The sequence below is a fragment of the Arthrobacter sp. efr-133-TYG-118 genome, assembly GCF_030209755.1.
Classification (GTDB): domain Bacteria; phylum Actinomycetota; class Actinomycetes; order Actinomycetales; family Micrococcaceae; genus Arthrobacter.
On the sequence record NZ_JARVRH010000039.1, the window covers coordinates 1 to 24,475 of the forward strand.

Here is a 24,475-nt window from a genome sequence, read left to right on the forward strand (position 1 = left end):
CGCTCCGGCCCCTGGAGGCCTGCGGGACCTCCGGGATGAAGGCCGCGATCAACGGTTCCCTGAACCTCTCGGTCCTGGACGGCTGGTGGGACGAGATGTACGACGGCGAGAACGGCTGGGCGATCCCGACCGCGAACAACGACGCGTCCCCGACCGAACGCGATGACATCGAAGCCGCCGCGCTCTATGAGCTCCTGGAGACCCAGGTGGCCCCGCGCTTCTACGGCTCCACGGTCTCCCCGGAAGCCGGCGCCGCCGGGCCTTCACAGTCCGGCCCGGAAACCATCCCGACGCACTGGGTCTCGATGATCAAGCACACCCTGGCCCACCTCGGCCCGGCAGTCTCGGCCGACCGCATGCTCCAGGACTACGTCAACACCCTCTACCGCCCGGCAGCTGTCGCCGGCAGGCAGGCGGGAACGGCATCGTTCAAGGAAGCGAAGGAACTGGCGGCCTGGACCACCAAGGTCCGCAACGCCTGGCCGCAGCTGATCGTGGAGCACGTCGATTCCGTCGGCGTCTCCGAAGAGCCACAGATCGGGGACACCCTCCAGGTCAACGCCTACATCGCCCTGCACGAACTCACGCCCGAGGACGTGTCGGTTGAGGTGGCGTATGGCCGGGCCCAGGACGGAGACGAACTGGAGGAGGTGGCTCTGGTCGAGCTGACCGAAACGGAGGACCTCGGCAACGGGCGCCACCTGTTCACCGGGTCCATCCTGATCAACCGCTCCGGATCCTTCGGCTACACCGTCCGGGTCTTCCCGAAGCACCCCTCCCTCGCCTCGAAGGCCGAACTGGGGCTCATCGCCAACGCCTGACAGTGCGCGCCCCCGCTGCCGGTCGGGCAGCGGGGGCGCGTTCCACCCTGAGCTTCATCGCTAACGCGCGGTGATCAGATCCATAGCCAACATCAAACACAAGGGAGTGACGATGGCTTCGAAGAAAGTCTTGGCGATTGTGCTGGCCGGCGGTGAGGGAAAACGACTCATGCCGCTGACCGGAGATCGCGCCAAACCAGCGGTCCCGTTCGCAGGGAGTTACCGGCTGATCGACTTCGCCCTGTCCAACCTCACCAACTCGGGCTATTGGCAGATTGTGGTGCTGACCCAATACAAGTCCCACAGTCTGGACCGGCACATTTCAGAAACGTGGCGGATGTCTGCACAATTGGGCAACTATGTCGCGTCGGTGCCGGCCCAACAGCGCGTCAGTAAAAGCTGGTTCCTAGGCAGCGCCAATGCGATCTACCAGTCGCTCAACCTCATCGAAGACGCCCGTCCTGACATCGTCGTCGTAGTGGGTGCTGACCATGTCTACCGGATGGATTTCGAGCACATGGTGCGCAGCCACATCAGCTCCGGCGCAAAGGCCACTGTGGCAGGCGTGCGTCAACCTCTGGCCATGGCCGACCAATTCGGCGTGATCGAGGTGGAGCAGTCCGCTAGTTCCGATAACGCGAGCGACGGCACGGCCAAGAGGATCGCAGCATTTGTGGAAAAGCCAGCTTCGACGCGCGGACTTCCTGAAGACCCTTCCCAGTTCCTGGCGTCGATGGGGAACTACGTTTTCGACGCCGATGCCTTGGTGGGGGCGCTTGAGCACGACGCCACGCGGCAAGACACGAAGCACGACATGGGCGGTGACATCATCCCCTATTTCGTTTCCCGTGGCGAAGCGTTCGCCTATGATTTTTCAAGCAATGACGTCCCCGGGGCCACGGATCGTGACCGCAACTACTGGCGCGATGTCGGTACCATCGACTCATACTTCGAGGCACACCTCGACTTGATCTCGCCGGAACCGGTGTTCAATCTCTACAACTCCGATTGGCCGATCTACACCCGGCAAAGCGCATCGCCCCCGGCCAAGATGGTTCGCGGGGAAGGCGGCACCGTCGGCACGGCCCTAGACTCAATCGTTTCCAACGGCGTCATCGTATCGGGCGGTCTCGTGGAGAATTCGGTGGTTTCCAACGATGCGTTCATTTCCAGTGGTGCTCGCGTTATCGACTCGGTGCTGCTGGACAACGTCACCATCGGCGAAGGGGCGGTGGTCAGGCGGGCCATCCTGGACAAGAACATCAGGGTTCCAGCCGGCGCAACCATCGGCCTGGATCCAGACCAGGACCGACGGCGCGGCTACAACGTCACGGATTCTGGCATCACGGTCCTGAGCAAAGGTCAACACGTACCCCTCCCGGATGAACACGACCGGGAACTCGCTCGTGCGGCACTCCTGACTACCTGAAATCGCGGGAGTTGGATTTCACTGTCAGGACCAAGGGTTCCAGCTTGTCCGCCACGAGATTGGTGACTCCTTCCGGCGATCGTTCAAGGAAACCCCGGACGATCAGTGCGGATGACTCCCGGGCTACGCGCCGATGCCTCTTCCAGAGGCCAACGCTGCAGATGACGTTGAGGATGCCGCTCTCGTCCTCCAGATTGACGAAGGTGATCCCTTGCGCCGTCTGGGGGCGTTGGCGGTGGGTCACGACCCCGGCCACTTCAACACGCGTGCCGGACTCGACCTGGGAAAGCCGGTCCACCCGCAGCACCCCTCTGGAATCCAGGTCCCTGCGGGCATGGCGCATCGGGTGGTCATCGGTACTGATTCCTGTGGCCCACATGTCGTAGGCAACATTTTCCAGGGGGGAGAGCTCGGGCAGCAGTGGCGGCTGGACGGCGACATGGGTCCCTGGCAATTGTCCTTCCCGCTCGAGCGCGGCATCCCCGGCCTGCCACAGTGCTTCGCGGCGGTTCATCCCCAGCGAATCCAGTGCGCCGGCTGACGCGAGTGCCTCCAACTGGTCCGCGCTGAGATTCGCGCGGCGGGACAGATCCGCCATGTCCCTGTAGGCGCCGTGCTCCTCACGTTCGGTGACGATACGCTTCGCCACTTCGGTCCCGATGGACGTGACCCCGTCGAGTCCCAACCGCACCGCATGTGAGCCATCCCGCCGGTGCAGGTGGTCCTCGCGTGGCCGATCCTGCTGGAAGAGGCCGATCTCCGGCTGGTGGAAGTCCAGGCAGGAATCCATGCCGCCCACCTGGCCCGCCTCGGCCCTTGTGGCCTCGTCGAGCACTTCGAGGGTTGCCTCGGCCAAGGAATGGAGTACATCCGGGCGCAATACATGGACCCCGTGCCTGCGGGCATCCGCCACGAGGGTTTGCGGGGAGTAAAAGCCCATGGGTTGGGCCCGAAGCAGGGACGCGAGGAAAGCGCCCGGATAGTGCAGCTTCAGCCACGAGCTTGCGTAGACCAACACCGCGAAGCTCAAGGAGTGGGACTCCGCGAAACCGAAGTTCGCAAAGGCCTGGATCTTGGCGTAGATGGCGTCGGCGTCGTCCTTGCTGATCCCGTTGGCCGCCATCCCCGCATAGAGCTTGGCCTCCAGCGACTCGATCTTCTCCCGGCCCCGTTTGGAGCCCATCGCGCGGCGGAGCAGGTCCGCATCCTCGGCAGTGCAGCCACCCACGGCAACCGCCATCTGCATCAGCTGCTCCTGGAACAAGGGCACACCCAAAGTCCGCTTAAGCACGGGCTCCAGCAATGGATGAAGATATGTGACCTTTTCCGTGCCTGCGCGGCGTCGGATGTACGGGTGGACGGCACCGCCTTGGACAGGACCCGGTCGGATCAGCGCGATTTCGACCACCAGATCGTAGAATTCCCTCGGTTTCAGCCGGGGCAGCGTGCTGATCTGGGCCCGTGATTCCACTTGGAACACCCCGATCGAGTCGGCCCGGCAGAGCATGTCGTAGACGGCCGGTTCTTCCCGCGGGATGGTCTCGATTGTCCAACGCTCCCCGAAATGCTTGTCGATCAAATCAAAGGAGTACTGCAGGGCGGCGAGCATGCCCAGGCCAAGAAGGTCGAACTTGACCAGGCCCATCCATTCGCAATCGTCCTTGTCCCATTGCAGGACAGTGCGGTTTTCCATCCGGGCACGCTCGATGGGTACCACCTCGCCAACAGGCCGTTCGGTGAGGACCATGCCGCCGGAGTGGATGCCCAGGTGCCGGGGGAAGCCCAGTATTTGATCAGCAAGGTCCAGGACCGGGGCCGGGATGTTATTGGTCTTGCCATCGCTGAGGTCACCCCAGTGGTCGAGCCGCTTGGACCAGGCGTCCTGCTGGCCCTGGCTGTAGCCGAGCGCCTTGGCTATGTCCCTGACGGCGTTCTTCGGTCTGTAACTGATGACGTTCGCCACCTGGGCCGCGTTGAACCGTCCGTACTTGCGGTAGACGTATTGGATGACTTCTTCCCGCCGGTCCGAGTCGAAATCGACGTCGATGTCCGGTTCTTCCTCGCGGAGGCTGGAGAGGAAACGCTCAAACGGAAGGTTGTAGAAAATACTGTCGACGGCGGTGATCCCCAGCGCGTAACAGACGGCCGAGTTCGCCGCGGAACCCCGGCCTTGGCAGAGGATGCCGCGGGAACGGGCAAACTGGACGATGTCGTGCACAATCAGGAAATAGCCGGGGAAGTTCTTCGCCTCGATCACTGCGAGTTCCTGTTCGATACGGCTATGGACCCGTTCGTCGGCGTCCGGGTATTTGTCCCTGACGCCTTCTTCAACGAGTTGCCGGAGCCAGGTGATAAGGCTGTGCCCTGCAGGAACATCAAGCTTGGGCAGCTTCGGGCGGGCGGCCCGTAACTGGAACGCAAGCTCGTCAGCGATCTCGACAGTCCGTTCGACCGCGCCGGGGTAGCGGGCGAACCGCGCTGCCATCTCGGAACCGCTCCGCAGATGGGCGCCGCTGTTTGCGGGCAGCCACCCGTCAAGTTCCTCCAGGCTGCGGCGTGCCCGGACAGCCGCCATGGCAGTTGCCAGCGGGTATCCCTCCGGGGACGCATAATGGACGGCGTTGCTGGCGATGAAAGGTATGCCCGCCCGGTCGGCAATGCGGACGAGCGCGTCGTTGTGGCTGGTGTCGAGGGGATTCCCGTGATCGAAGAGCTCCACCACCACATTTTCCCGCCCGAATCTCTCGATCAAGGCCTCAACCTCAAAGGCAGCGGCTTGCTCGCCGTCGCTAAGAAGGGCCCTCCGGACTGAGCCTTTGCGGCACCCGGTCAGCACCAGGCAGTGGTCCCTCAGGGAATGCGCCAGAGCATCGAGGTCGTAGATGGGGTGGCCCTTCTCGGCATCGGCAGCCAGATGCGCGGACGTCATTGCCCCTGCCAAGCGGTGGTAACCCTCTTCCTTGCGGGCGAGGACGAGCAAATGGTCACCTTCGGGGTCGGCTTCCCCTTGCTGGGGTTTGCTGAGTCCGAGCGACAGCTCAGCACCGAACACTGTCTTCAGCTCGTAGGCTTCGGCGGCCTCCGCCATCCGCACGATCCCGTAGAAGCCGTCATGGTCGGTCAGCGCGAGGGCATGGATGCCCAGCCGGACCGCCTCCTCGACCAGTTTCTCGGGTGAGGAGGCGCCGTCCAGGAAGCTGTAGTGCGAATGCGCGTGCAGTTCGGCATAAGGCACGACGGCGGCACCCGCCTTGGACGCGACCCTTGCGGGATCGAGGGGGACCGGGCGGTATGGCCCGCGTTTCCTTGACCAGGCGGGGCTGTCACCGCCGTCTCCTTTGGCCTTGCCGATCTCCGGCACTCGCCGGTCCGACAGCGTGCGTTCGAACTCCGACCATGGGATTGACGGGTTGTTCCAGGCCATCTTTGTCTTCCTGACTAAAAGTTCGGTGTTCGACTCGGGTGTTCAGTCGTAGCGAGCCTCTGCCCACCAGTTCTGCTCGTCCAGGAGAAGGAGCCAGGCCTCCCCGTTTCCGTCCACAAGCTGGAACCGGTCCGCTTCAAGGCGGTGGTCGGCGTCCCACCACCGCTGTTTCAGCGGCCAGGGGCCGGCCCACTGAGCTACGAGTCGTCGTCGTGCAGGGTCTCCGCCGGGACAGAACCACATTGGCGGGGCAATCAATCCGCCTCGATGGTCTGTGCGGACTTTTTCCTTGTCCGCATCAAGAAGCAGGACAGGGATGAGGGAAGCGAACACCGTGGCGGGCTGCGGGTCTGGAATCCTGCCAGGCCACGGCCTGGAGGCCAGGGCGGCCGCTCCCGCGGGCAAGGCATCTCCCCATGGAACCAGGCGGCGCCGCTCGGCCAGCAAGCGACCTCCCGAGATCGCAGGCACTACTACGGCTTCATGTCCCAGCATGCTTTGGATCCGGCTGAGTCCATGATGAATCTGTTCCTCGGCTCCGTCTCCAAAGAGCGCCCGCCCATGATGGGCGATGGAGTCCACCCGGACGGGGACGAACTCGACCCGAGTGACAGGTGACGACAGTCCGCCGCGAGCCATGCCGCCGTCGTGCGTTCCGCCGTCGGGCATTCTGCCCTGGGCAAGGGGCTGTGACTGAAGCTGCCAACGCACCCTGTCCACGACGTCGCTGGCCGTGAAGTGGCGGGGGTGGCCCCACGTCCGTTCGGAGCGGCTTCCTGCTTCGTCAGTGATCAGGACCCTCAGCTCCGTGCAGACCAGGCTTTCAGTCTGCACCCCGGCCACGAAGGCGTCTGCCGTGGCCCGGAGCTGGAAGGCGAGTTGGTCAACCCGGTCCAGGCCGGGTTCGAATTCCGCCCGTTGATCCAGTTTCCGCGGCGGAGTCCGGGGGATCACTTTGCGAGGATCCTGTCCGCTTGCCAAGGCGTGCGCAGTGATTCCGGCAGCTCCGAAACGGGCCCGGACATCTGCAGCAGGAAGATTGGCGAAATTCCCCAAGGTGAGGATGCCAAGGCGTTTGAGCAAGGAAGCCAGCTTCGGCTGGCCTAGTACTCCCACCGGAAATGGAGTCAGGAAATCCCGGGAAGAACCCGGCGGGAGCACAAGAACGGCAGAGAGTTCGCTGGTGCTCCGGGCTGCTTGCTCGGCGGCGAACACGGAATCGGCGATCCCCACCCGGGCTTCCACGCCGAGGCTGTCCGCCGATTCCAGCACGGCACCTGCAGCCGCTTCTTCTCCGCCGTAGTATCGGGCGGCACCCTTGGCCCGGATAGCGCACAGGCCGGGGCGAAGCACTTCCACGCCAGGAGTCCGTTCCTCGAGTGACGATACTACAGGCTCGAATTCCCTCGCATCCCGCACAGGATCGACGGCACATACCACCAGCTCAGGACAACGGGTCTGTGCCTCCCTCAGCCTCAGGCCCCGGACCACTCCCTCTGCCCGGGCTTCCGCGGAGCAAGCAGCTATGACGCCTTGGCCTATGACTGCCGCAGGTACATCAGGCGGCAAGGCATCTGCCAAGCGGGCGGCGACAAGAGGCCAATCCGGGAACCAGGTCACCAACGCGCGCACCGGGGTTTCAAGCTGAAACAGCATCATGCTCCCATCCGATGCCGGGACAGGTCTACCGGACCGCTGTCCGCAAGGTCCACGGAGGCCCTGCGGGAACTGCCCCGCAGGGCGACTTCGAGCTCGAGCTCCTGCTTGGCGAGATGTCCGTGGCCCTGTCCGAGCCCTGCCCACTCGAATCCATTCACTTGCAAGACGGCTTCACTCTGCGGCCATGGTCCCAGGACAAGGAGGACGGAACTCCGCTCCCGGAGCCTGGCTCCCAAACGGGCAGCTTCGGCGGGTGCGATTCTTCCCGGAGCACGCGCGAGCACCACTGAGAGCACGTCCGCCATGGCGGCTATCACCGGCGTCCAACTGGTCCCGGGGTCAGGCACCAGCACCAGCCGGTCGAGCGCAATGCCGAAACCTGCTGCCGCCTCGACCCCGAAGTCAGGCAGCCCTGCAACCCCGCACCATGAGCCATTGAGTGACGGACCTGCCAACAATGCCATGGCCAGCGACATGGATCCCTGTATGGAGTACGCCGCTCCCGGGCGCAGTCCTCCCGGGAGGATCCTGCTGAGTGAGGGGAGTACGGGCAGCGAGCGTTCGCTTCCGCGCTTGCCCTGCATGAGGTGGATCTGCGCCTGTAAGTCATCGCGCAGCGAAGCCGGCGAGGCGGAAGACAGGCGAGGTGACATGCTTCAATTTTCGAACATATATTCGAACGAGTCAATTGCCCGGGATCCCGCTTCGAGGGTTGGCCTCCTCAACGATCTACTGTCTTTGACGCGGGTTCCCCGTTCCGGGCGCGTGGTTCCGGGCCGGCGCGCCAGTGTCAGGGGCGAAACTGGTCGGTTGTTGAGGGCGGCCCTCACTGCTTGACCCCTGCGAGCGCGACCACGCCACGCTCGACAGTGAAACGGCCAGGATCGAGGAGAGAATCAACGCCGACGCCGGGGCGGCAACGGCCCAGGGGGCACGCTCCACGTAGTTGATTCCCTCGGCAAGGATAAGGCCCCACTCCGGCGACGGCTGATGGGGGCCGAGGCCGAGGAACCCCAGGGCAGCCAAGGCGAGCGCGATCCCCGGTATCCGGAGCATGGAATGCCTGAACACCGGGCCGATGACGGCCGGGAGGATATAGCGCCAGAGGATGCGGACCCTTCCCACGCCCAGGACCGGAAGGATCTTCACGTGGGGCTGCGCCCTGGCTTCCTGCGCCAAGGCCGCGGTGTGGGCGGCCAGGGGAGCCCAACTGACCAGGGTGACGGCTATCGCCGCACCTTCGCCCGAAGGACCGGTCATCACGGCAACGATCAGGCCGGCCAGGATGGGCGGAGCGCCGTTGGCTACTTCAAGGGGACCGGTCGCCGCGAGCGGGAAGAGCCCGACGACGATCCCGATCACAAGGCAAGCCAGTACCACGAGCAAAGCCGTTCCCAACGTGGACACGGCACCGTGTCCTACCCGCGCAAGGAGGTCCCGTCCGCTGGCATCGGCCCCGAAGGGCAGCTCGAAGCCCGGGCCTGCAAGCCGCGCATGTCTTGAGGTGAATGGATCGCGAAGCAAGCCCACGACGACGATGAGCAGCAACGCTCCCGCAGCAACGAGCGGAACGGTGGCATCCCGCCGTCGTGATCTTCCCGGCGAGTCCGGAACAAGAAGTGTCCCTGAGCGCAGTGCCGCTCCCAACAGAAGGTATCGGGCCACGGCGCTAAGGGAACCTGCCCCCATGGCCAGCATGAGGAGGGCCAGTACTCCTGCCTGCAGCGCGGGTATGTCCTGGGCGCTTGCCGCGCCCAGGACCGCACGGCCCAAACCCGGAATCGCGAAGACCTTCTCCACCGCAACCGCCCCGCCGGTGAGGCCAATGAGGACAAGCCCGATCTGGCTCATCACCGATGGCAGGGCCCGGCGGAGCACCGCCGCGGTGAGCCTGGCGCGGCTGGCTCCGGCCATGGCCCACGTGGCCACCCATTTTTCGGCGAAAGCCAGGCTGATGGCGTCGGAAAGCAGCCGCCCGATCAGCCCGCCGGCGGGCAAGCCAAGGGAGAGGGCCGGCAACACCGCGTGGTCCAGGCCCTGCCAGCCATACGGCGGGAACCAGCCCAGCCATACCGCACCGACGACGAGGAGCATCGCCGCCAGGAGGAACTCGGGGAGCGCAGTCATGGCCGCCGCCATGACGCCGGAGCCCCGCCCGGGGTTCCCAGCCAGCCCGCGCATCACGCAAGAAACGCACAGCGCGGTGGCCACCACCGTTGCAACGGCCACCGCGCAGGCCATCAGGGTGACGGATACTCCGAGGGTTTCCACGGTGCCGGGGCCGACAGGCGTATTGGTAATCCATGAATTTCCCATGTCCCCGCGCAAAAGGCCTCCGGCCCAGTCGAGGAAGACGTGCAGTGGTCCTCGATCGAGTCCGAGCTCCGCGCGGATCATACCCAGCGTTTCATCAGTCGCTTCCCGGTCGGCGTACCGCGCCCGGAGGATGGTGTATTCCGGCCTTTGTCCCGAAAGCCATGGCAAGAGCCCGATCAGCACAACTATGCCGAAGAGTGCCACGGCCCGGGAAGCCGCGGTTTTGATGAAAGCCGGGCCTTGCATCAGCCGGCGATTCCTGTCTTGCTGGTGATCAGTGCGCGCTCGCGGGGATCACGTTCCACATTGCGGATCCTGGCTGATTCGCCTTGGATGACGCGTTCGTGCAGCAGCGGCACGGCCGCATCCTTCGAGAGGATCAGCGCCTCGGCGGCGGCAATTGCCGCCCGGCGCTCCGGGCCTGCCGGAATGGCTGCGGCCTTGCTCAAGGCTGCGTCCACCTCTGCATCGCAGAACTGGGAGATGTTGAAGGAGCCTTTGCAGGAGAAGTCGCTGAACATGTAGGCGACGGGGTCGCCGGAGTCGAGGACCGTAGCCCGGGACAGGATGAACGCATCGAACTTGCCGGCAAGGGCGTCTGCCTCGATGTGCTGGTACTCGCGGACTTCCTGCTCCACCATGAAGCCGGCGGCTTCGAGCTGCTGCTCAAGCTGCACGGCAACCTCGGGCAGTTCGGCACGGTCCGTGAACGTGCCGAGTTTGATGCGGCGGCCATTGGCGGGCGCCGCTTCCGCCCGCTTCTTCAGGGCTTCAACGTATGAGGTGTTTTCCCGCTCCTTGGCCGCCCAGGGGAGCGCCGGACCCAGGAGGCCTTCGGCGATGTCCGCGCGTCCCTCGTAGACCCGGTCGACAATGGGAGCCCGTTCGACCGAGGTGCGTGCCGCTGCCCGGACCGACGGATCCGCGAAAGGACCCGCCTTGGTGTTCAAGTAGAGGGTATTGGTGCGGGGCATGGGGACTTCGTGAATCAGGTCCGCCTTGATCTGCGCGACCTGGCCTACGGGAATGGCCTCCACGACGTCGGCAGTTCCGGTCCTCAGCGCGGCCGCGCGCGCCGTGCCGTCGGGAACGTATTGGACGTCGACGCCGCTGCTCACCGCTTTTTCGCCCCAGTAGTCGGCGAAGCGGTTGAGCGTTGCCGAACTGGTGCCGTCCACAGACGCAAGGACATACGGGCCCGTTCCGGCGTTGATGGGGCTGACGACGCCGCCTGGCTTGTAGGCGGACGCGGCAAGGATCGAGAGCTGGGGGCTCGAGAGCCGCTGCGGAACCAGCGGGTCGTCCGTCCGGGTGGTAACGACGACGGCGTTCCCGCCGTCCGTGCGGACGCTCAGCTGAACGCCGTCGAGGATCCGCGGCTTGGGCTTTGCGTCGGCCGCCGCCGTCAACGATGCCGCCACCTGCGCCGCCGTCAGGGGCGTTCCGTCATGGAATTTCACGCCCGCGCGGAGTTCGAAGCGCCAGTTCTTGCTGTCCAGTTGCTTCCAGGCTGTTGAAAGCGATGGCTGGGCATCGCCGAGGGCATCGAGGACCACCAGTGTCTCGGCGGTCTTCCAACGTGAGAGCTTGAAGGCATCGTCGCTCAGGGGAGTGAGTCCTGAACGGGGTGGCTGCAACATGGCTACCTTGATTCGGGAGTCTGTACTGTTGCTGGCCGATGATGCACTGCCCTGGGCGAAGCAAGCACTCAGCGCGGCGGCCATTGCGGAGGAGACGAGTATCGCGGCAATAGCTTTTGGACGTGGAATAGCCATGGATGGGCGCCTGTCTTTCGTGAGTGTGAGTGGATTCATGGCTTGTGCTCATCGGTATCCTTGTACCGGCTGAGCCGGGGGATGGAGGTTACGAGCTCCTTGGCTTCCCGGGTCCGCGGTTTGGCGTACACGGCCGCGGTGGGTCCTTGTTCCACGACGCGTCCCCCGGAGAGGACCAGGGTTTGAGGGCACAGGCGGGCGACGGCGGCCAGGTCGTGGGAGACAAGCAGGAGTCCAAGACCGTCCCGGTGGACCAGATGTTCCATGAGCTCCAGGACCGTATTCCTGAGGGGAAGGTCGAGTCCGCTGACCGGCTCATCTGCCAGGAGGATGCTCGGCGCGGGGACCAGGGCCCGTGCAATGGCCACGCGTTGCTTTTGCCCGCCGGAGAGTTCCCGGGGCCGGCGCGTCAGCATGCCCGGATCGAGATCGACTCGCTGCAGGGCGTTCAGGATCATCCCGCGGTGGTCTCCGTCGATGCGCAGTTGTCTCAGGGGTTCCAGGAGGAGGCGCTCCACGCTCATGGCCGGGTCAAGGCTCGCGGACGGATTCTGCGGGATGTATTGCACCGCTCGGCGGTACCACCTCAAGGACGAGGCCGGGCCGGGCACAACCGGGGAGCCACTGAAAGTGACGGTTCCGGCATCCGGCTTCTCCAAAGCAAGCAAGATCCGCAGGAGCGTAGATTTTCCGGCGCCCGAGGCACCTACGAGGCCGACGCTGTCGCCGGCGGCGATGCTGAGGGAAACGTCCCGCAACGCGGGCCGGGCTGACCGTTGCTTCAGGAGCCCTCTGCCCGGGTAGCTCAGACCCAGCTTGTCGGCGCTCAATACTGCATTCATGCGGTGGCTTCCGAGGGAAGGGAATCGAAGTCGGCATGGGCGGCTTCCACCAACTGCTTCGTGTATTGGTGCTTGGGCCGCTCTACCAGCGACCGTATCGATCCCTCTTCGACGATCCGGCCGGAACCCAGGACAAGGGCCTGGTGGCAAAAGGCCGCAGCCACAGGGAGGTCATGTGTAATGAACAACATCGCCCCCGCGGACGCGGATTGCACGGATGTGGAATGCCCGGATTCCGAATACAGGGACAAGGCATCGAGGACCTTGGCCTGGCTGACCATGTCCAGTGCGGTAGTGGGTTCATCCGCCACCAGGACGGTGCTACGGCAGGCGAGGGCGAGGGCGATGCAGACCCGTTGCAGCTGACCGCCCGACAATTCGCCGCTGAAGCTTTCCATGGTCCGTTCGGCTTCCTCTATTCCCGCCGACACGAGGAGTTCAAGTGCCTGTTGCCGTGCCGCGGGCACCGATAGGCCGGCATGCCGTAGTGGGATCTCAAGCTGTTTGCCCAGGCGTACCAAGGGATTGAGCGAGGACATCGGGTCCTGATGGATTGCGGTGATCCCCGCGCGCCTGCTTCGCCTGTTGGACAACGGCACGTCCATTCCGTTGATCTGCAACCGCCCGGAAACACTCATCGCGGCTGGAAGCTTTCCCAGGAGGGCAGCCGCGGTCAGGGACTTGCCTGAACCCGAGGCTCCGAGAAGAGCCAGCCTTTGACCCGGGTCAAGAGCGAAGCTGACTCCGTCAATCAGGGCGCGTCCCCGGAGGGACACCCTCAAGTCTTGAACCAGGAGGGCAGGGTGCATGGGGAACTTTCGGATCGGAGCGATGAATGAGTATTGATGCTATCAATACTCATTCTCATTAAACGAAATGTTGAGGCGCGTTGGGTTCCTCGACCCCTTGCCAAGGAGCCACAGTCGGCGGTTAGGGTGGGGACGTGGACTTTGAGCACGGCTACGCGCACAACGGCTCCCTGCGGATGTATTACGAGGTTCATGGCCAACCTCGTCCGGACCGCACGCCGTTGCTATTGATCCATGGCGGAGGCTCCACGATCGAGTCGAACTTCCGGGAGCTCATCCCCCTGCTGACCGGGACGAGGCAAGTCATCGCCGTCGAAGAGGAAGGCCATGGCCACACCGCGCCGATCGACCGACCCCTCACCGCCGAAAACTCTGCCGCGGACGTCGCTGCGGTGCTTCGCCAGCTGGACGTTCCGATCGCGGATGTGCTCGGTTTCAGCGCCGGCGGGCACACCGCGCTCGCCTTGGCCATGGAACATCCGGTGCTGGTACGAAAATTGATCGTCGCCTCGTCCATGGCCGCACGCGATGGCATGGTGGATGGATTCTGGGATGGGCTCCAGAACGCCACCGCCACAGACATGCCCGAGGTCTACCGGGAGGCCGACCGCAAGCTGAATCCGGACCCGGAGCACCTTGAGAAACTCTTTGTCCTGGACAGCCAGCGAATGCTGGCGTTTCCCGGATGGTCCGACGAGCAATTGGGCTCCATCACGGCTTCGACCCTCGTGGTGCTCGCCGACCGTGATGTGATCAAGCCCGAGCATGGGGTGCAGATGGTCCGTTCCATCCCGGGGAGCCGCCTGATGATCGTGCCGGGAAACCACGGAGACTACCTGGGGGAGCAAGCAGCCAGCGACGGCGATCTCCGGACTATGCGGGCCACCCTTCCTTTTCTCCTGCGCCACCTCGACGAGGTTTAGAGGCCGGTCAGGTTATTGCGGCGTGGAGAACTGCGGCGTTTTCGGCCAGCCACGCTTGGCGGCGAAGAATCTTGTCACCGACGCCTTCGTCCCACATCCTCTTCCAGCCGCCGCCTTGGGTGAGCGCCCTGTGCCGCATCAAATACCAGGAACGGTCGGCGGCGTTCCTGGCCACGTCGACTACTTTGGCGCGATCAATTGGACCCAGGCCATAGGCGTCCACCAGCACGGCAGCCCGGGAGGCGGCGTCGACCTTGCGCATCACAGGATCGCGGTCGGCGTCGGGCATCCAGGCGCCCCACCAGAGGAGCAAGTTCGCGACTTCTTCCGCCCGGTTCGCGGGGCGCATCAAATCGAAGTCGATCAGGGCGACGGCTGCACCCTCCCGGAAGACGACATTCTCCGGGGTGATGTCCATGTGGGCGAGGAATGTCGCCGGTCCCGCAATCGAGCTCGGGCACCCGTGGGGGTCGGCATCCTTGCCCGTGCGTGCCCAGTCGGGTATGCCGAGCGGTTGCACGGCGTCATCGTAGCTCCGGACCAAGCGCGCGACGCTGATGGCGCTCGATTCATCGGCGACCCAGCTTGGCCATGGGCGGCCGGCCGTGTCACCGGGAACGAAACTCAGGGTGTCCCTGCCGCTTTCGTCGATGCCCAGGAAGCGGGGTGCTCCCTGGAATCCGGCCGATTGCAGGAAATCCAGGAGGCGGCGGACCCGCTGCGAAGCATCGCTTACGGGGCGCCGCACTGTATCGCCGACACGGACGAGCCCCTCCGTCACGTCCCCGCCGAGTAGCGGAACGGCAGGTTCCGCCCGCTCGGGCTCGACGTATGGACGGGTATCTGCAGTCATCGTCCGATGCTGCCACGGCCGGGTCGATGGCGCCAGCCGTCGCTGGCTTCCCTGTTCTTGAAGTTTGCTATCGACACGCAGCATGCAGGGTTCTCCCATCCGGAACTGATATGACTGCGGGTGGGTTTCAACCGGAAGCGCAGGAGGAGTGGCAGGGTATGTTCCGAGGTTGGTTTGTAGTGGGCGCTCTGGTGCTGGTTTTCGGGGCAGCGGCTGTGTTGGGGTTCGGAGCCATCTTCCGGGCCAAGAGTGTGGCGGCCCGGATTGACGCAGCCGCAGCAGGGATATTGGCCGCAGGAATGGCGGCGGTAGGGCTCGGATGGGCACCCCTCGGTGTGGTCCCACTGGGAGCGGCGATCGGCCTTGTCTTCCTCTTGTTCGTCGTCAGGATCGTGTATCAAGGGTCTGGAGCAGCCGGGACAGGGCGATGGTCGGCGATCTATGGCGCAGCGGTGGCGGCCCTTTCGGGCTGGGTGTTGCTATCCGCGTCGAGTGGAGCCGGATCGGTGTCGGATCATCCAGGACATCAACTGGGCATCATCCTTGCCGACATCATGGGCGCGTTGCTCATGCTCTTCGCCGCCACGGGGTGGCTGCTGGGCACGTTCGCGATGCCGGCCGAGAGCAAATCACACGCTGTGCCCCGACTGAAGGGTGTCCGTGAGGCGCTGATGGCAGCAGGACTTGCCGTCGCGTTGTACGCGATCTCCTAAACCCGATCTCCTCAACCCCCTGCCGCCCGGAGCGACCGGGCGGTGGATTTAGAATGGAGCCATGATCGATATTTCGGTCGAGAAGGTAGCCCTTCTCCTGATCATTGCCGTTTTGGTCCTTGGACCAACCAAGCTTCCGGAGTATACGAGGAAGCTGGGGCGGCTTATCCGCGAACTGCGGCGCATGGCCTCCGGCGCGCAGGAAAAGATCCGCCAGGAGCTCGGCCCGGAATTCGAGGACATCGATTGGCGGAAAATGGATCCACGCCAATACGACCCTCGCCGCATTATCCGCGAAGCCCTCCTGGAGGACGAGCCGCTTCCCGAGCCGGTTGTCCCCACCCCAGTGCAGCCTCCTGCCCGCCCGGTTGTGCGGTTGGCGGCCGGGCAGAAGGCTCCTTTCGACGACGAGTCCACCTGATCCGTTAGTCGAGGCGCGGCGTGCGCGGGGGAGCAGTGCGGCGCTCGCCTGTTGCTTCGAAGGCCGCGGCCAGGGCCAGCAGTGCGGTGTCGTCGTACGCGCGGCCGGCGAACGTGAGCCCCACGGGCATGCCGATATCGCTCATGGTTCCCATCGGCACGGTGACCGTCGGGATCCCCAGATGCCGCGGAACGAGGTTGCCATTGGCCACCCAGACGCCGTTGCGCCAGCCGAGATCGGCTGAGGATTCGTTGACGTCCATGTCGGCTGGTCCGACGTCGGCGGCGGCCGGGAAGATGACCGCATCCAGGGCGAGACCGTCCATCCATTCCTCAAGGTCTACCCGCCGGGTCTCTTCGAGTCCGCGGAGGCCTTCTTCGAGGGACGGGATGTCGGTAACGGAAGCAACCCTGTGAGCGCGGATGTGCGAAGGGTAGTCGGCGATGTCGTCGTCGAACCCGTCATAGCGGTCCGGAAGCGCGCCGTCAGGGTGCGGGAAGATCGTGGCGCCATCGACGTCGGCCAGGCTGTCAAGCGCCGGATCGGCGTTGGCTGCGAGGAAGTCGTCCCAGGCCCAGGCCGAGAGATCGACGATCTCCCGTTGAAGATATTCCGGGCTGACCATTCCGCGGGTGGCGATGGTGGGTGCTCCCGGGCGGTCGCCTTCGTAGTTGGACACCACGGGGAAATCCACCAACACCACGTCGGCACCGGCGGCTTCGAGGTCGCGCCGGGCAGCCTCCCACAGTTCGATCACGGATTCCCGCGTCTGGATTCGTTGACCGGTCGGGCCGCCGATGCCAGGAGTTCCGCTGGTACCGGCGTCAGGGTCCGCGTTGATGTACATGGCCGGCACCCCGAAGCGTTTGCCCTTCAGTGCCGAGCGCGCGCCGTCGACGCCGGATGGCACCAGGGCCGGGTAGGAAGCCGGACGGACCCGGGACGCGGCCGGGATCTCCACCCACGGCTGCACGCGCCAGAAGTCGCCGCGGGTTTCGGCGTCGTCGGCAACAATGACATCCAGCAGTTCCAAAAGGTCTGCCATGGACCGGGTGTGGGGCACCACGACGTCCATGGTGGGGACCAGCGGCCAGTTGCCGCGCACCGAGATGACTCCGCGCGACGGTGTGTACGCGCACAAGGCATTGTTCGACGCCGGTGCGCGGCCACTGGACCAGGTCTCCTCGCCCAGGCCGAAGGCTCCGAAGCTCGCGGCGGTAGCGGTACCCGAGCCGTTCGAGGACCCGGACCCGAAAGCCGCGGTGAGGAAACCGCCGTTGTAAGGGCTCTCGGCGCGTCCATAGACACCGCGCTGCATGCCGCCGTTGGCCATGGGCGGCATATTGGTCAGGCCGAGGAGCACGGCGCCTGTCGCGCGGAGGCGTTCGATGGTGAAGGCATCGCGTTGCGCGATGAGGTTTTGGAACGCGGGGGAGCCCGCGGCGGCCGTGAGCCCTTTGGCCAGGTAGCTGTCCTTGGCGGTGTAGGGGATGCCGTCGAGGGGCCCGAGGGTGGTGCCGCGTGCCCGGCGCTCGTCGGAGGCCCGGGCATCTGCGAGCGCATGAGGGTTCATTACTACCAGTGAGTTCAGCTTGATGCCGTTGCGGTCGTAGGCGTCGATGCGGTCCAGATAGGCCTGGGTGAGGTCCTCACTGGTCACCTGGCCGGCCTCCAGTGCGGCGCGCAAGTGCGCGATGGAGGCCTCGACGACGTCGAAGCGGCTCATCGTGCGGCCTGGCTGTTGAGTTTGGGCTGCTGTTGCGTGATGCAGTGGATTCCTCCGCCCCGGGCGAGGATTGGCCGGGCGTCCACTGTCACGACGCGGCGGCCCGGGTAGGCCTCCGCCAGGATTTCCGCGGCCAGGGCGTCGGCCCGCTCCTCGCCATAGCCGCACGCGATCACGCCGCCGTTGACCACGAGGTGGTTGACGTAGCTCCAGTCGACGAAGCCTTCCTCGTCGCGCAGGGTTTCAGGCGCGGGAAGCAATGTGATCTCGAACGGCTTGCCCGCGGCGTCCTGCTGGGTTTCGAAGAACCGCTGGAGGGTGCGGCTGACCTCGAAGTCGGGGTGCTCGGGATTGGTCTGCGAGTGCAGGAGGACCCGGCCGGGGGAGGGAAGCGTGGCCACCATGTCAATGTGGCCGCGCGTGCCAAGGTCCTCGTAGTCACGCGTGAGGCCACGCGGTACCCACACGGTGTGAGTAGTGCCCAGCGTGCGTGACAGCTCGGCCTCGACGCGTGCCTTGTCCGCGTAAGGGTTTCGGCGTGGATCCAGCTGGACGGTTTCGGTGACGAGGACAGTGCCTTCACCATCGACGTGGATGGCGCCGCCTTCGTTGACCAGCAAGGAGCTGACCAGTTCCGCGCCGGACCCTTTAGCGACAAAGCGGGCCATGCCGGCGCTCTTCTCCCATTCAGACCAAGCCGGGGCGCCCCAGCCGTTGAAGATCCAGTCAACCGCGCCGAGCACGCCGGGACGCTCGTCGTCGACGACGAACGTGGCTCCGACGTCGCGCATCCAGAATTCGTCGAGGGGAGCCTCAAGCTGTTCGATTCCGGCGCCGAGCATGCGGCTGGCCCGGTCCCGTTCGCTAGGGTCTACCACCATGGTGACGGGCTCGAACTCGGACACTGCATGGGCGACGGCGGTCCAGGCTGCGTAGGCTTCTTCCGCCGAAGCCGGCTCGTCGCCCAAGGTCAGGCCAGTGCGGGGGAACGCCATCCAGGTGCGCTCGTGGGGTGCGGTTTCGGCTGGCATTCTCCAGGCCATGGAAGTCTCCTCTGAGTTGTGAGGTGGTAGTCGCGAGAGCCAGAGCGTCCTTGCCCTGACGTGCGGCTGGCGTTTTGCCTTTCGGCGCGTTCTTGTTGATCGTGTGATCAATAAGAAGAAAACTACTTTAGACTGTTGTGTGATGTCAAGCACCATACAGAAACGCGCTGCGCGGAAGACCCCGGCAGAACGCGCGGCCGAAATAGCCGAGGCCGCCAGGGAAATAGCGCTTGAGCAGGGGCTTTCCGCCATTACCCTGCGCAACGTGGCAGCGCGGGTGGGTGTGGCGTCGGGGCTTGTCGCGCATTACCATCCCAATGTGGAAGCCCTCGTGGCAGGCATCTTTGCGACCATCGTGGCGGCGGAGACCGAGGAGGTCGCGGGCCTTCTGGAGAGGCTGCAGACTCCCTTGGAACAACTCGGGATGCTCCTCGAAACGCTCATGGACGGCAGCCGCCTCGATGTCACCGCCATCTGGGTGGAGGCCTGGACCCTGGGGCGCCGGAACGAGGCGCTCGCAGCCTGCGTCCGTGAGCAGATGGATGCATGGCAAGCCGTGGTGCAGCGCGTCGTCGAAGCGGGGATCGGCACCGGCGAGTTCGAGACGTTCGACGCTCCGTCTGTTGCCTGGCAGATCCTGGGCATGGTCGACGGCCTGAATGCCCAGGCGCTGGTGCGCTGGGACGGCGTCAGCGACCGTGGTACGCACCTCGCCCGCGCGGTCGAAGGCATGGTAGGTGCGGCCCGCGGTTCGCTGCTGCCTGGCGGTGTCCAGCACACCGGGCCGATTTCAAGTTCGGATCCTTAGTTCCGCTGCCGCTGTACCGAACTAGCCGCTGTACCGAACTAGCCGCTGTACCGAACTATGTGGAACGTCAAACCAGGTAGTGTTCCAGCCGCTCGAACTCCGGTTGGGAAAGCTCGCTCGCGACGGCGGCGGCACCCACCGCGCAAGCCGCCGCGAGGCTGCTTTCGTCATCCAGGCCCGACGCGAGTGCCAGCACGAGCGCCGCACAGAAGGCGTCACCGGCGCCCACGCTGTTGACGACGCTCGTCTTCGCCGCGGGCGCATGGGCGGTCCTGACCCCTTGGGTGTACATCGACGCTCCGCCTGCCCCGTAGGTGACGGCTACGCGTTCGGCGCTCCGGAGCTCGGGGATGAGTTCGTACTCGGACTCGTTGACGATCACCAGGTCGCACCGTTCCAGAAGCTCTGCCGGGAGTGCCTGGGCCGGGGCCGCGTTGAGGGCGAAGAACCCGGTGGTCCGGCGCGCGGCTTCCAGCACGGTGTCGACGGCGATCTCCAGCTGGGCCAGTACCGGCCCGCCATCGGAGAAATCGGCGCGATCCAGCGAGACCACGGCGTTGGCTCCAGGCGCCACGCCGATCTGGTTTTCGCCCTCGCTGTCGATCACGATCAGCGCTGTGCCAGTCGGCGCGGAAACCTGCTCCACTGCCGAAACATCAACCCCTGCGCGGTCCAGGGCCTCCGTCAGAAGCCGGCCATCCGGATCTACCCCGACAGCGCCCACCATGCGGGCGGCCCCGGCCAGCCGCGCAGCAGCCGCGGCCTGGTTGCCTCCCTTTCCGCCGGGCTGACGGGTGAGGGTGCCGCCGCCTATGGTTTCACCGGGGGAAGGGAGGCGGTGGACGCGGCACGTGAGATCGACGTTGAGGCTGCCGACAACAGTGAGCGTGCTGGGGATGGGCATGAGCTGTCCTTTAGGTGGTGCTGGATTACGGTGTTGGGTTTCCGGTCTAGTGCCAGAAGCCAAGGTGGACCTCTGCTGCGGCGGGAAGCGGAACGGGGCCGGTCACGCTGACCTTCCTGCCGCCGTGGGCAAGGACTTCGCGGCAGGGGAGGTCAAGCGTGGGCACGCCCGATTGCTCGGTGACAATCGAGGCAAGGTCCTTCTCGGACAAGGCATAGACCACGCGTCCGATTCCAGCCCAGTAGATCGCGCCCGTGCACATGGCACACGGTTCGGTGCTCGTATACAAGGTGCTGCCGGCCAACGCGCCGGCATCGAGCTTCTTGGCACTCAGGCGGACCAGATTGGTCTCGGCATGCCCGGTGGGATCGTGTTCCGTGTTGACGGTGTTCATGGCCTCCACCATGGTTCCGTCCGGAGCCACCAGAAGTGCGCCGAACGGGTGGTCGCCGCGATCCCGGGCTGCCCGCGCGAGGGAAATGGCGCGGTTCAGCAACTCGAGGTCGGCCTGGCTGGGCCCGGTAGGTGAAGAAGCAGTGCCTTCGGAAGTGTTCATCGTTAAGCCCCTCAGTTCGCCGCGGGCAAGGACAGGATCCGCCCCAGGAGATGCGCAGCGGCGTCGCCCTTGACGGACAGCACGACCCGGGACGCCCGTTCCGGCACCGTGCGTACGGCGGCGGCTCCGCCGTCGAGCCGCTCACAGCGGGTCTTGCCGTGAGCCGCACCCGTGCCCGTATCGACGGAAATTCCAACGTACGGGGCGTCGTCGGGCTCAAGGGCACCCACGGCGATTGCCGCCGCGAGAGGATCGTGGAGGGCGGCGCAATGCTCACCGAAAATCGTGTTGTAAAAGGCGAAGTACTGGACGAGCATGCCGGAGAGTGCGCTGGCCACCGGGTGTCCGGCGGTCGCAAGGGCCGCGCGGTGGGCCTCATCGAAGCGGTGGTTCATGGTGACGTCCAAGGGAACCAGGGTGACCGGCCAATCGGCCTCCATCACCACGGCCGCTGCCTCGGCGTCATTGAAGATGTTGGCCTCGGCGACAGGACTGATGTTGCCCGGCACGAACGCGGCTCCGCCCATGATCGTGACATCGCGGACGAGCGACGGGAGCTTCGGGTCCAGCTGCAGTGCGAGGGCCAGGTTGGTGAGCGGGCCGACGGCGATGACGCGCAGGTCGCCCGGGTGCTCGTTGGCGAGCCGCACGAGCATCTCCGCGGCCGTCTCTGATTCCGACTTCTGTGCGGAGTCTTCCAAGGTGACCCCGCCGATGCCGTTGTCGCCGTGAACGTGCGGCGCTCCGCCGTCGAACGTGCCTATGAGCGGATCGTGTGCACCCACTGCAACCGGGATCCCGGCCCTCCCGGCAGCATGGAGCAGGTTCAAAGTGTTGACGGCCCCGGTTGCGGCGCTGACGTTGCCGCTGACGGTTCCGATCCCGGCCAGCTCCACCTCAGGGCTCGCCAGAAGATAGGCGATTGCCAGGGAATCGTCGATGCCGGTGTCGCAATCGAGGTAGAACGGCTGGGGTGTGGTGGTGGTCATGGTGCTCCTTCGTGGGTTGGGTGACTCGGATTCGGATTCGGGTTCGGGCTTAGGCATGGGCGACGACGACGGCGGGTGCCGGAGCGGCGCTCGCAGCCACTGGGCGGAGGATCAGGGAAGCGGCAAAGGCCGCGAGGGCGAAGCCCGCTGAGATCCACAGTGCGGTTTGGTAACCCGCGATGGTTCCGGCGGCGACGGCGGGTGCGACGACGGCGATTCCAACACTGGCTCCGATTCCAAAGCATGCTCCATTCAGGCCGGGCACGGAACCCGGCGCCGATTTGGGTGAATTCAGCACGGCGATGCCGCTGACGGTGCTCTGGAACTGACCGAGATACAGGACTCCCATGATGATCAGCAGGGCGAATACCATCCAGCGGTCCGCGGCAAAGACTGCGACGGCGACCGCTGCCACGACGATCAGGCCGCTGCTGATCCGCAGGGCCTTGAACCAGCCAATGCGCTGCGCGAACCAGCCGGAGAACACCGCCGTGAGCACACCCACGAAGGCTGTCGGGGTCAGGTACAGGAGGGCCGACATGGAGGCGGACAGTCCGTATCCGGCTTTGGCGTCCTGGCTCAGGAGGATCACGGTGAAGTTCAACGCCGAGAAGATACCGGCAAGCGTCAGCACGGTGCTGGCCAAGACCGGCCATACCTGGCGGGACCGCAATTGCTCGATGGCGATCAGCGGACGCGCAACCCGCCTTTCCACGGCAACGAACGCCAGCCCGGCAATCACGGCGCCGGCGAGGTAGCCAAGGGTCCAGACGTCCCCCCATCCGGACGTGGAAGCCTGTCCGATCAGGTTGCTCAAGAGAACCAGGAACGTGCCCAGGGTGCCTGCGCCCCACCAGTCCATGCGTCCCTCACGTGTCCGGGCGGGTCTCTTCGGGACCACGACGGCGACCAAAACGATTGCCAGAACGCCCACGCCGAGGACCAGGACAAAGAGGAATTGCCAGCCGATGGTGTCGGTGATGAAACCGCCCAGGAACCCGTCGAGCCCGCCAATGCCCCCGTTTACTGCAGAAATGACGCCGACGGAAATGCCGAAAAGGCGTTTGCTGAAGCGCTCGGACAGGAGAAGGAAAGAAATGGTGAACGTGGCGCTCGTTGCGCTTTGCAGGACCCGGCCGACGAGAAGAACGGTCAGGTTCGGAGCCAACAGGCAGAGGACTGTGCCGCACAACATCATCGAGAGCACGATCAGCAGGGTGCGGCGGCGTCCCAGGAAGTCGCTCCATCGGGAAAATGCCATGCCCAGGACCGCGCCGGTCAGGAAGAACAATGACTGGACTTTGGCCACGTTTTCCGTGGATTCCTGGAAGTGGGCGGCCATGGCGGGCAGTGCCGCCGAGAACAGGCTGGCGTTGAGCTGGTAACTGAGGATCGAAAGGATCAGCGTGGCGATGAGGACGGGCACTCGGGCTGCTTTTCGCCGACGGGGGAGCCCTGCGGTGGTGGCGGGTTGGGTTGTCATGGACAAACTTCCTTGTTTGAAACAGAACGGCTTCGGGGGCGGCTCGATGCAGGTGTGGCGCAGAGCACAGGATGGCTTATCTGTGAATCATACACGCTTGTTATACAAGCTTGGAATACCCATCGCGTAAACTCTCAATATCGACGAAAGGAACCATCTTGGACCGCAGTGCTGAGGCCGTTCTTTCGGAGCCGTTGGATGCCACCGCCAACATCCCGCTCCGCGTTGCCGTGTACTCGCGCATCATGAATGCGATCCGGGCGGGGCACTTCCCCGTTTCGTCGCTGTTGCCTTCGGAAACGGACCTGGGTTCGGCAATGAAGGTCAGCCGGACGGTGGTCCGTGAGGCTCTCATGCTCCTCGAGGAAGACGGATACGTACGGTCCCGCAGAGGCATTGGGCGTTTCGTGGCCACTCGCCTGCCGCGGGTCGGCCTGGAACGGATCAGGCCCATGGAGGAGATTCTGGCCGAGGCCGGATCCGCTATCCAGGTCAGCCGCACGCAGCATGTCCTGCACCCGTCGTCGTCGGTGTTCACCGCGGAGCCGCTCGGAATCCGCGAAGAGGAAGCATCCTGGTTCTTCGAGAGTGTCCTCACACGGGACGGCTCACCTATTGCCCTGGTCCAGGAGCACGTCGCAAGCAAGGGGGGTCTCGTTGATCGTGATCTTCCTGAAGCGGCGCGGGTCATTGCGGAAGACGCTGGGAGAGAGGCCACGCTGCTGGCCAACTTGATCTCGGCTGTTGGCCCGGCTTTTGGTCCCGGCGAGACCGATATTGCCGCAGGCACGCCGGGCGTCGCGCGCGGCGAGCTGCTTGAGCTGGATGCCAAGGACCCTGTGCTGATCTTGACCCAGACCGTGGAGCACTCCGGCCAGGTCGTCTACTTGGCTAAGACGCTGGTCAACACAGGGGTTGTTCAGATCGGAATCATCCAGGGAACCTGAGCGTAGCGTCACACAGGGAAGGGGGCCGCCGGTT

General features: G+C 65.0%; 19 protein-coding genes and 2 pseudogenes. 7 read left to right on the forward strand and 14 right to left on the reverse strand.

Translation table 11 applies throughout. The features are described 5' to 3' along the window. Positions 1 to 821: pseudogene (locus QRN59_RS23405) on the forward strand (DUF3417 domain-containing protein); the annotation flags it as partial. A gap of 106 nt (positions 822 to 927) precedes the next feature. Next, positions 928 to 2,226 (forward strand): annotated as a pseudogene (gene glgC / locus QRN59_RS23410) (glucose-1-phosphate adenylyltransferase); the annotation flags it as partial. Between the two features lie 16 nt (positions 2,227 to 2,242). Here glgC and QRN59_RS23415 read toward each other — a convergent pair. From QRN59_RS23415 to QRN59_RS23445, 7 genes are all read right to left on the reverse strand, one after another. Beyond that, positions 2,243 to 5,674, reverse strand: a complete 3,432-nt coding sequence (locus QRN59_RS23415) for an error-prone DNA polymerase (RefSeq protein WP_284984820.1) — start codon at positions 5,672 to 5,674, stop codon at positions 2,243 to 2,245. Between the two features lie 42 nt (positions 5,675 to 5,716). After that, positions 5,717 to 7,333, reverse strand: coding sequence for a DNA polymerase Y family protein (locus QRN59_RS23420; protein WP_284984821.1), 1,617 nt, complete (start codon positions 7,331 to 7,333; stop codon positions 5,717 to 5,719). Next, positions 7,330 to 7,986: a DnaE2-dependent mutagenesis accessory factor ImuA' gene (gene imuA', locus QRN59_RS23425; protein ID WP_284984822.1), complete on the reverse strand. Its 657-nt coding sequence runs from the start codon at positions 7,984 to 7,986 to the stop codon at positions 7,330 to 7,332. The genes QRN59_RS23420 and imuA' overlap by 4 nt, the downstream gene beginning before the upstream one ends. A gap of 76 nt (positions 7,987 to 8,062) precedes the next feature. Further along, a complete protein-coding gene (locus tag QRN59_RS23430) occupies positions 8,063 to 9,895 on the reverse strand; it encodes an ABC transporter permease subunit (protein ID WP_284984823.1) in 1,833 nt (610 codons plus the stop codon). Further along, positions 9,895 to 11,424 carry an ABC transporter substrate-binding protein gene (locus tag QRN59_RS23435; RefSeq protein ID WP_502871108.1) on the reverse strand — a complete coding sequence of 510 codons (1,530 nt, stop codon included), beginning with the start codon at positions 11,422 to 11,424 and terminating at the stop codon, positions 9,895 to 9,897. The genes QRN59_RS23430 and QRN59_RS23435 overlap by 1 nt, the downstream gene beginning before the upstream one ends. A gap of 35 nt (positions 11,425 to 11,459) precedes the next feature. After that, positions 11,460 to 12,266 carry an ABC transporter ATP-binding protein gene (locus QRN59_RS23440; RefSeq protein ID WP_284984825.1) on the reverse strand — a complete coding sequence of 269 codons (807 nt, stop codon included), beginning with the start codon at positions 12,264 to 12,266 and terminating at the stop codon, positions 11,460 to 11,462. Further along, positions 12,263 to 13,075 (reverse strand): ATP-binding cassette domain-containing protein, encoded by an 813-nt coding sequence (locus QRN59_RS23445; RefSeq protein WP_284984826.1) that lies wholly within the window; start codon positions 13,073 to 13,075, stop codon positions 12,263 to 12,265. The genes QRN59_RS23440 and QRN59_RS23445 overlap by 4 nt, the downstream gene beginning before the upstream one ends. 134 nt (positions 13,076 to 13,209) lie before the next feature. On the opposite strand from QRN59_RS23445, the gene QRN59_RS23450 reads away from it, so the two are divergent. Further along, complete coding sequence (locus QRN59_RS23450) at positions 13,210 to 13,998, forward strand: alpha/beta fold hydrolase (RefSeq protein ID WP_284984827.1); 789 nt, start codon at positions 13,210 to 13,212, stop codon at positions 13,996 to 13,998. A gap of 7 nt (positions 13,999 to 14,005) precedes the next feature. On the opposite strand, the gene QRN59_RS23455 is transcribed toward QRN59_RS23450, so the two are convergent. After that, on the reverse strand, positions 14,006 to 14,851 hold the full coding sequence (locus QRN59_RS23455; protein WP_284984828.1) for a phosphotransferase: 846 nt from the start codon (positions 14,849 to 14,851) through the stop codon (positions 14,006 to 14,008). A gap of 158 nt (positions 14,852 to 15,009) precedes the next feature. Between QRN59_RS23455 and QRN59_RS23460 the strand changes: the two genes are divergently transcribed. Further along, positions 15,010 to 15,564, forward strand: a complete 555-nt coding sequence (locus tag QRN59_RS23460; RefSeq protein ID WP_284984829.1) for a hypothetical protein — start codon at positions 15,010 to 15,012, stop codon at positions 15,562 to 15,564. 61 nt (positions 15,565 to 15,625) lie between these two features. Continuing rightward, complete coding sequence (locus QRN59_RS23465) at positions 15,626 to 15,985, forward strand: twin-arginine translocase TatA/TatE family subunit (protein WP_284984830.1); 360 nt, start codon at positions 15,626 to 15,628, stop codon at positions 15,983 to 15,985. Between the two features lie 4 nt (positions 15,986 to 15,989). On the opposite strand, the gene QRN59_RS23470 is transcribed toward QRN59_RS23465, so the two are convergent. Continuing rightward, positions 15,990 to 17,711 carry an amidase gene (locus QRN59_RS23470; RefSeq protein ID WP_284984831.1) on the reverse strand — a complete coding sequence of 574 codons (1,722 nt, stop codon included), beginning with the start codon at positions 17,709 to 17,711 and terminating at the stop codon, positions 15,990 to 15,992. Beyond that, positions 17,708 to 18,754: an agmatine deiminase family protein gene (locus tag QRN59_RS23475; protein ID WP_284984832.1), complete on the reverse strand. Its 1,047-nt coding sequence runs from the start codon at positions 18,752 to 18,754 to the stop codon at positions 17,708 to 17,710. The genes QRN59_RS23470 and QRN59_RS23475 overlap by 4 nt, the downstream gene beginning before the upstream one ends. A gap of 142 nt (positions 18,755 to 18,896) precedes the next feature. Here QRN59_RS23475 and QRN59_RS23480 point away from each other — a divergent pair, with 142 nt between their 5' ends. After that, positions 18,897 to 19,562 (forward strand): TetR/AcrR family transcriptional regulator, encoded by a 666-nt coding sequence (locus QRN59_RS23480; RefSeq protein WP_284984833.1) that lies wholly within the window; start codon positions 18,897 to 18,899, stop codon positions 19,560 to 19,562. Positions 19,563 to 19,629: 67 nt separating this feature from the next. Here the strand turns inward: QRN59_RS23480 and QRN59_RS23485 are convergent, their stop codons facing one another. The 4 genes from QRN59_RS23485 to QRN59_RS23500 are packed head-to-tail and all read right to left on the reverse strand — an operon-like array spanning position 19,630 to position 23,494. Beyond that, entirely contained in the window at positions 19,630 to 20,466 is an 837-nt protein-coding gene (locus tag QRN59_RS23485) for a ribokinase (RefSeq protein WP_284984834.1), read from the reverse strand. 46 nt (positions 20,467 to 20,512) lie between these two features. Then, positions 20,513 to 21,022 carry a nucleoside deaminase gene (locus QRN59_RS23490; RefSeq protein ID WP_284984835.1) on the reverse strand — a complete coding sequence of 170 codons (510 nt, stop codon included), beginning with the start codon at positions 21,020 to 21,022 and terminating at the stop codon, positions 20,513 to 20,515. Between the two features lie 11 nt (positions 21,023 to 21,033). Further along, entirely contained in the window at positions 21,034 to 22,011 is a 978-nt protein-coding gene (locus QRN59_RS23495) for a nucleoside hydrolase (protein ID WP_284984836.1), read from the reverse strand. Positions 22,012 to 22,060: 49 nt separating this feature from the next. Further along, a complete protein-coding gene (locus QRN59_RS23500; protein ID WP_284984837.1) occupies positions 22,061 to 23,494 on the reverse strand; it encodes an MFS transporter in 1,434 nt (477 codons plus the stop codon). Between the two features lie 158 nt (positions 23,495 to 23,652). On the opposite strand from QRN59_RS23500, the gene QRN59_RS23505 reads away from it, so the two are divergent. Beyond that, positions 23,653 to 24,441 carry a GntR family transcriptional regulator gene (locus QRN59_RS23505; protein WP_284984838.1) on the forward strand — a complete coding sequence of 263 codons (789 nt, stop codon included), beginning with the start codon at positions 23,653 to 23,655 and terminating at the stop codon, positions 24,439 to 24,441. Positions 24,442 to 24,475 lie beyond the last annotated feature (34 nt).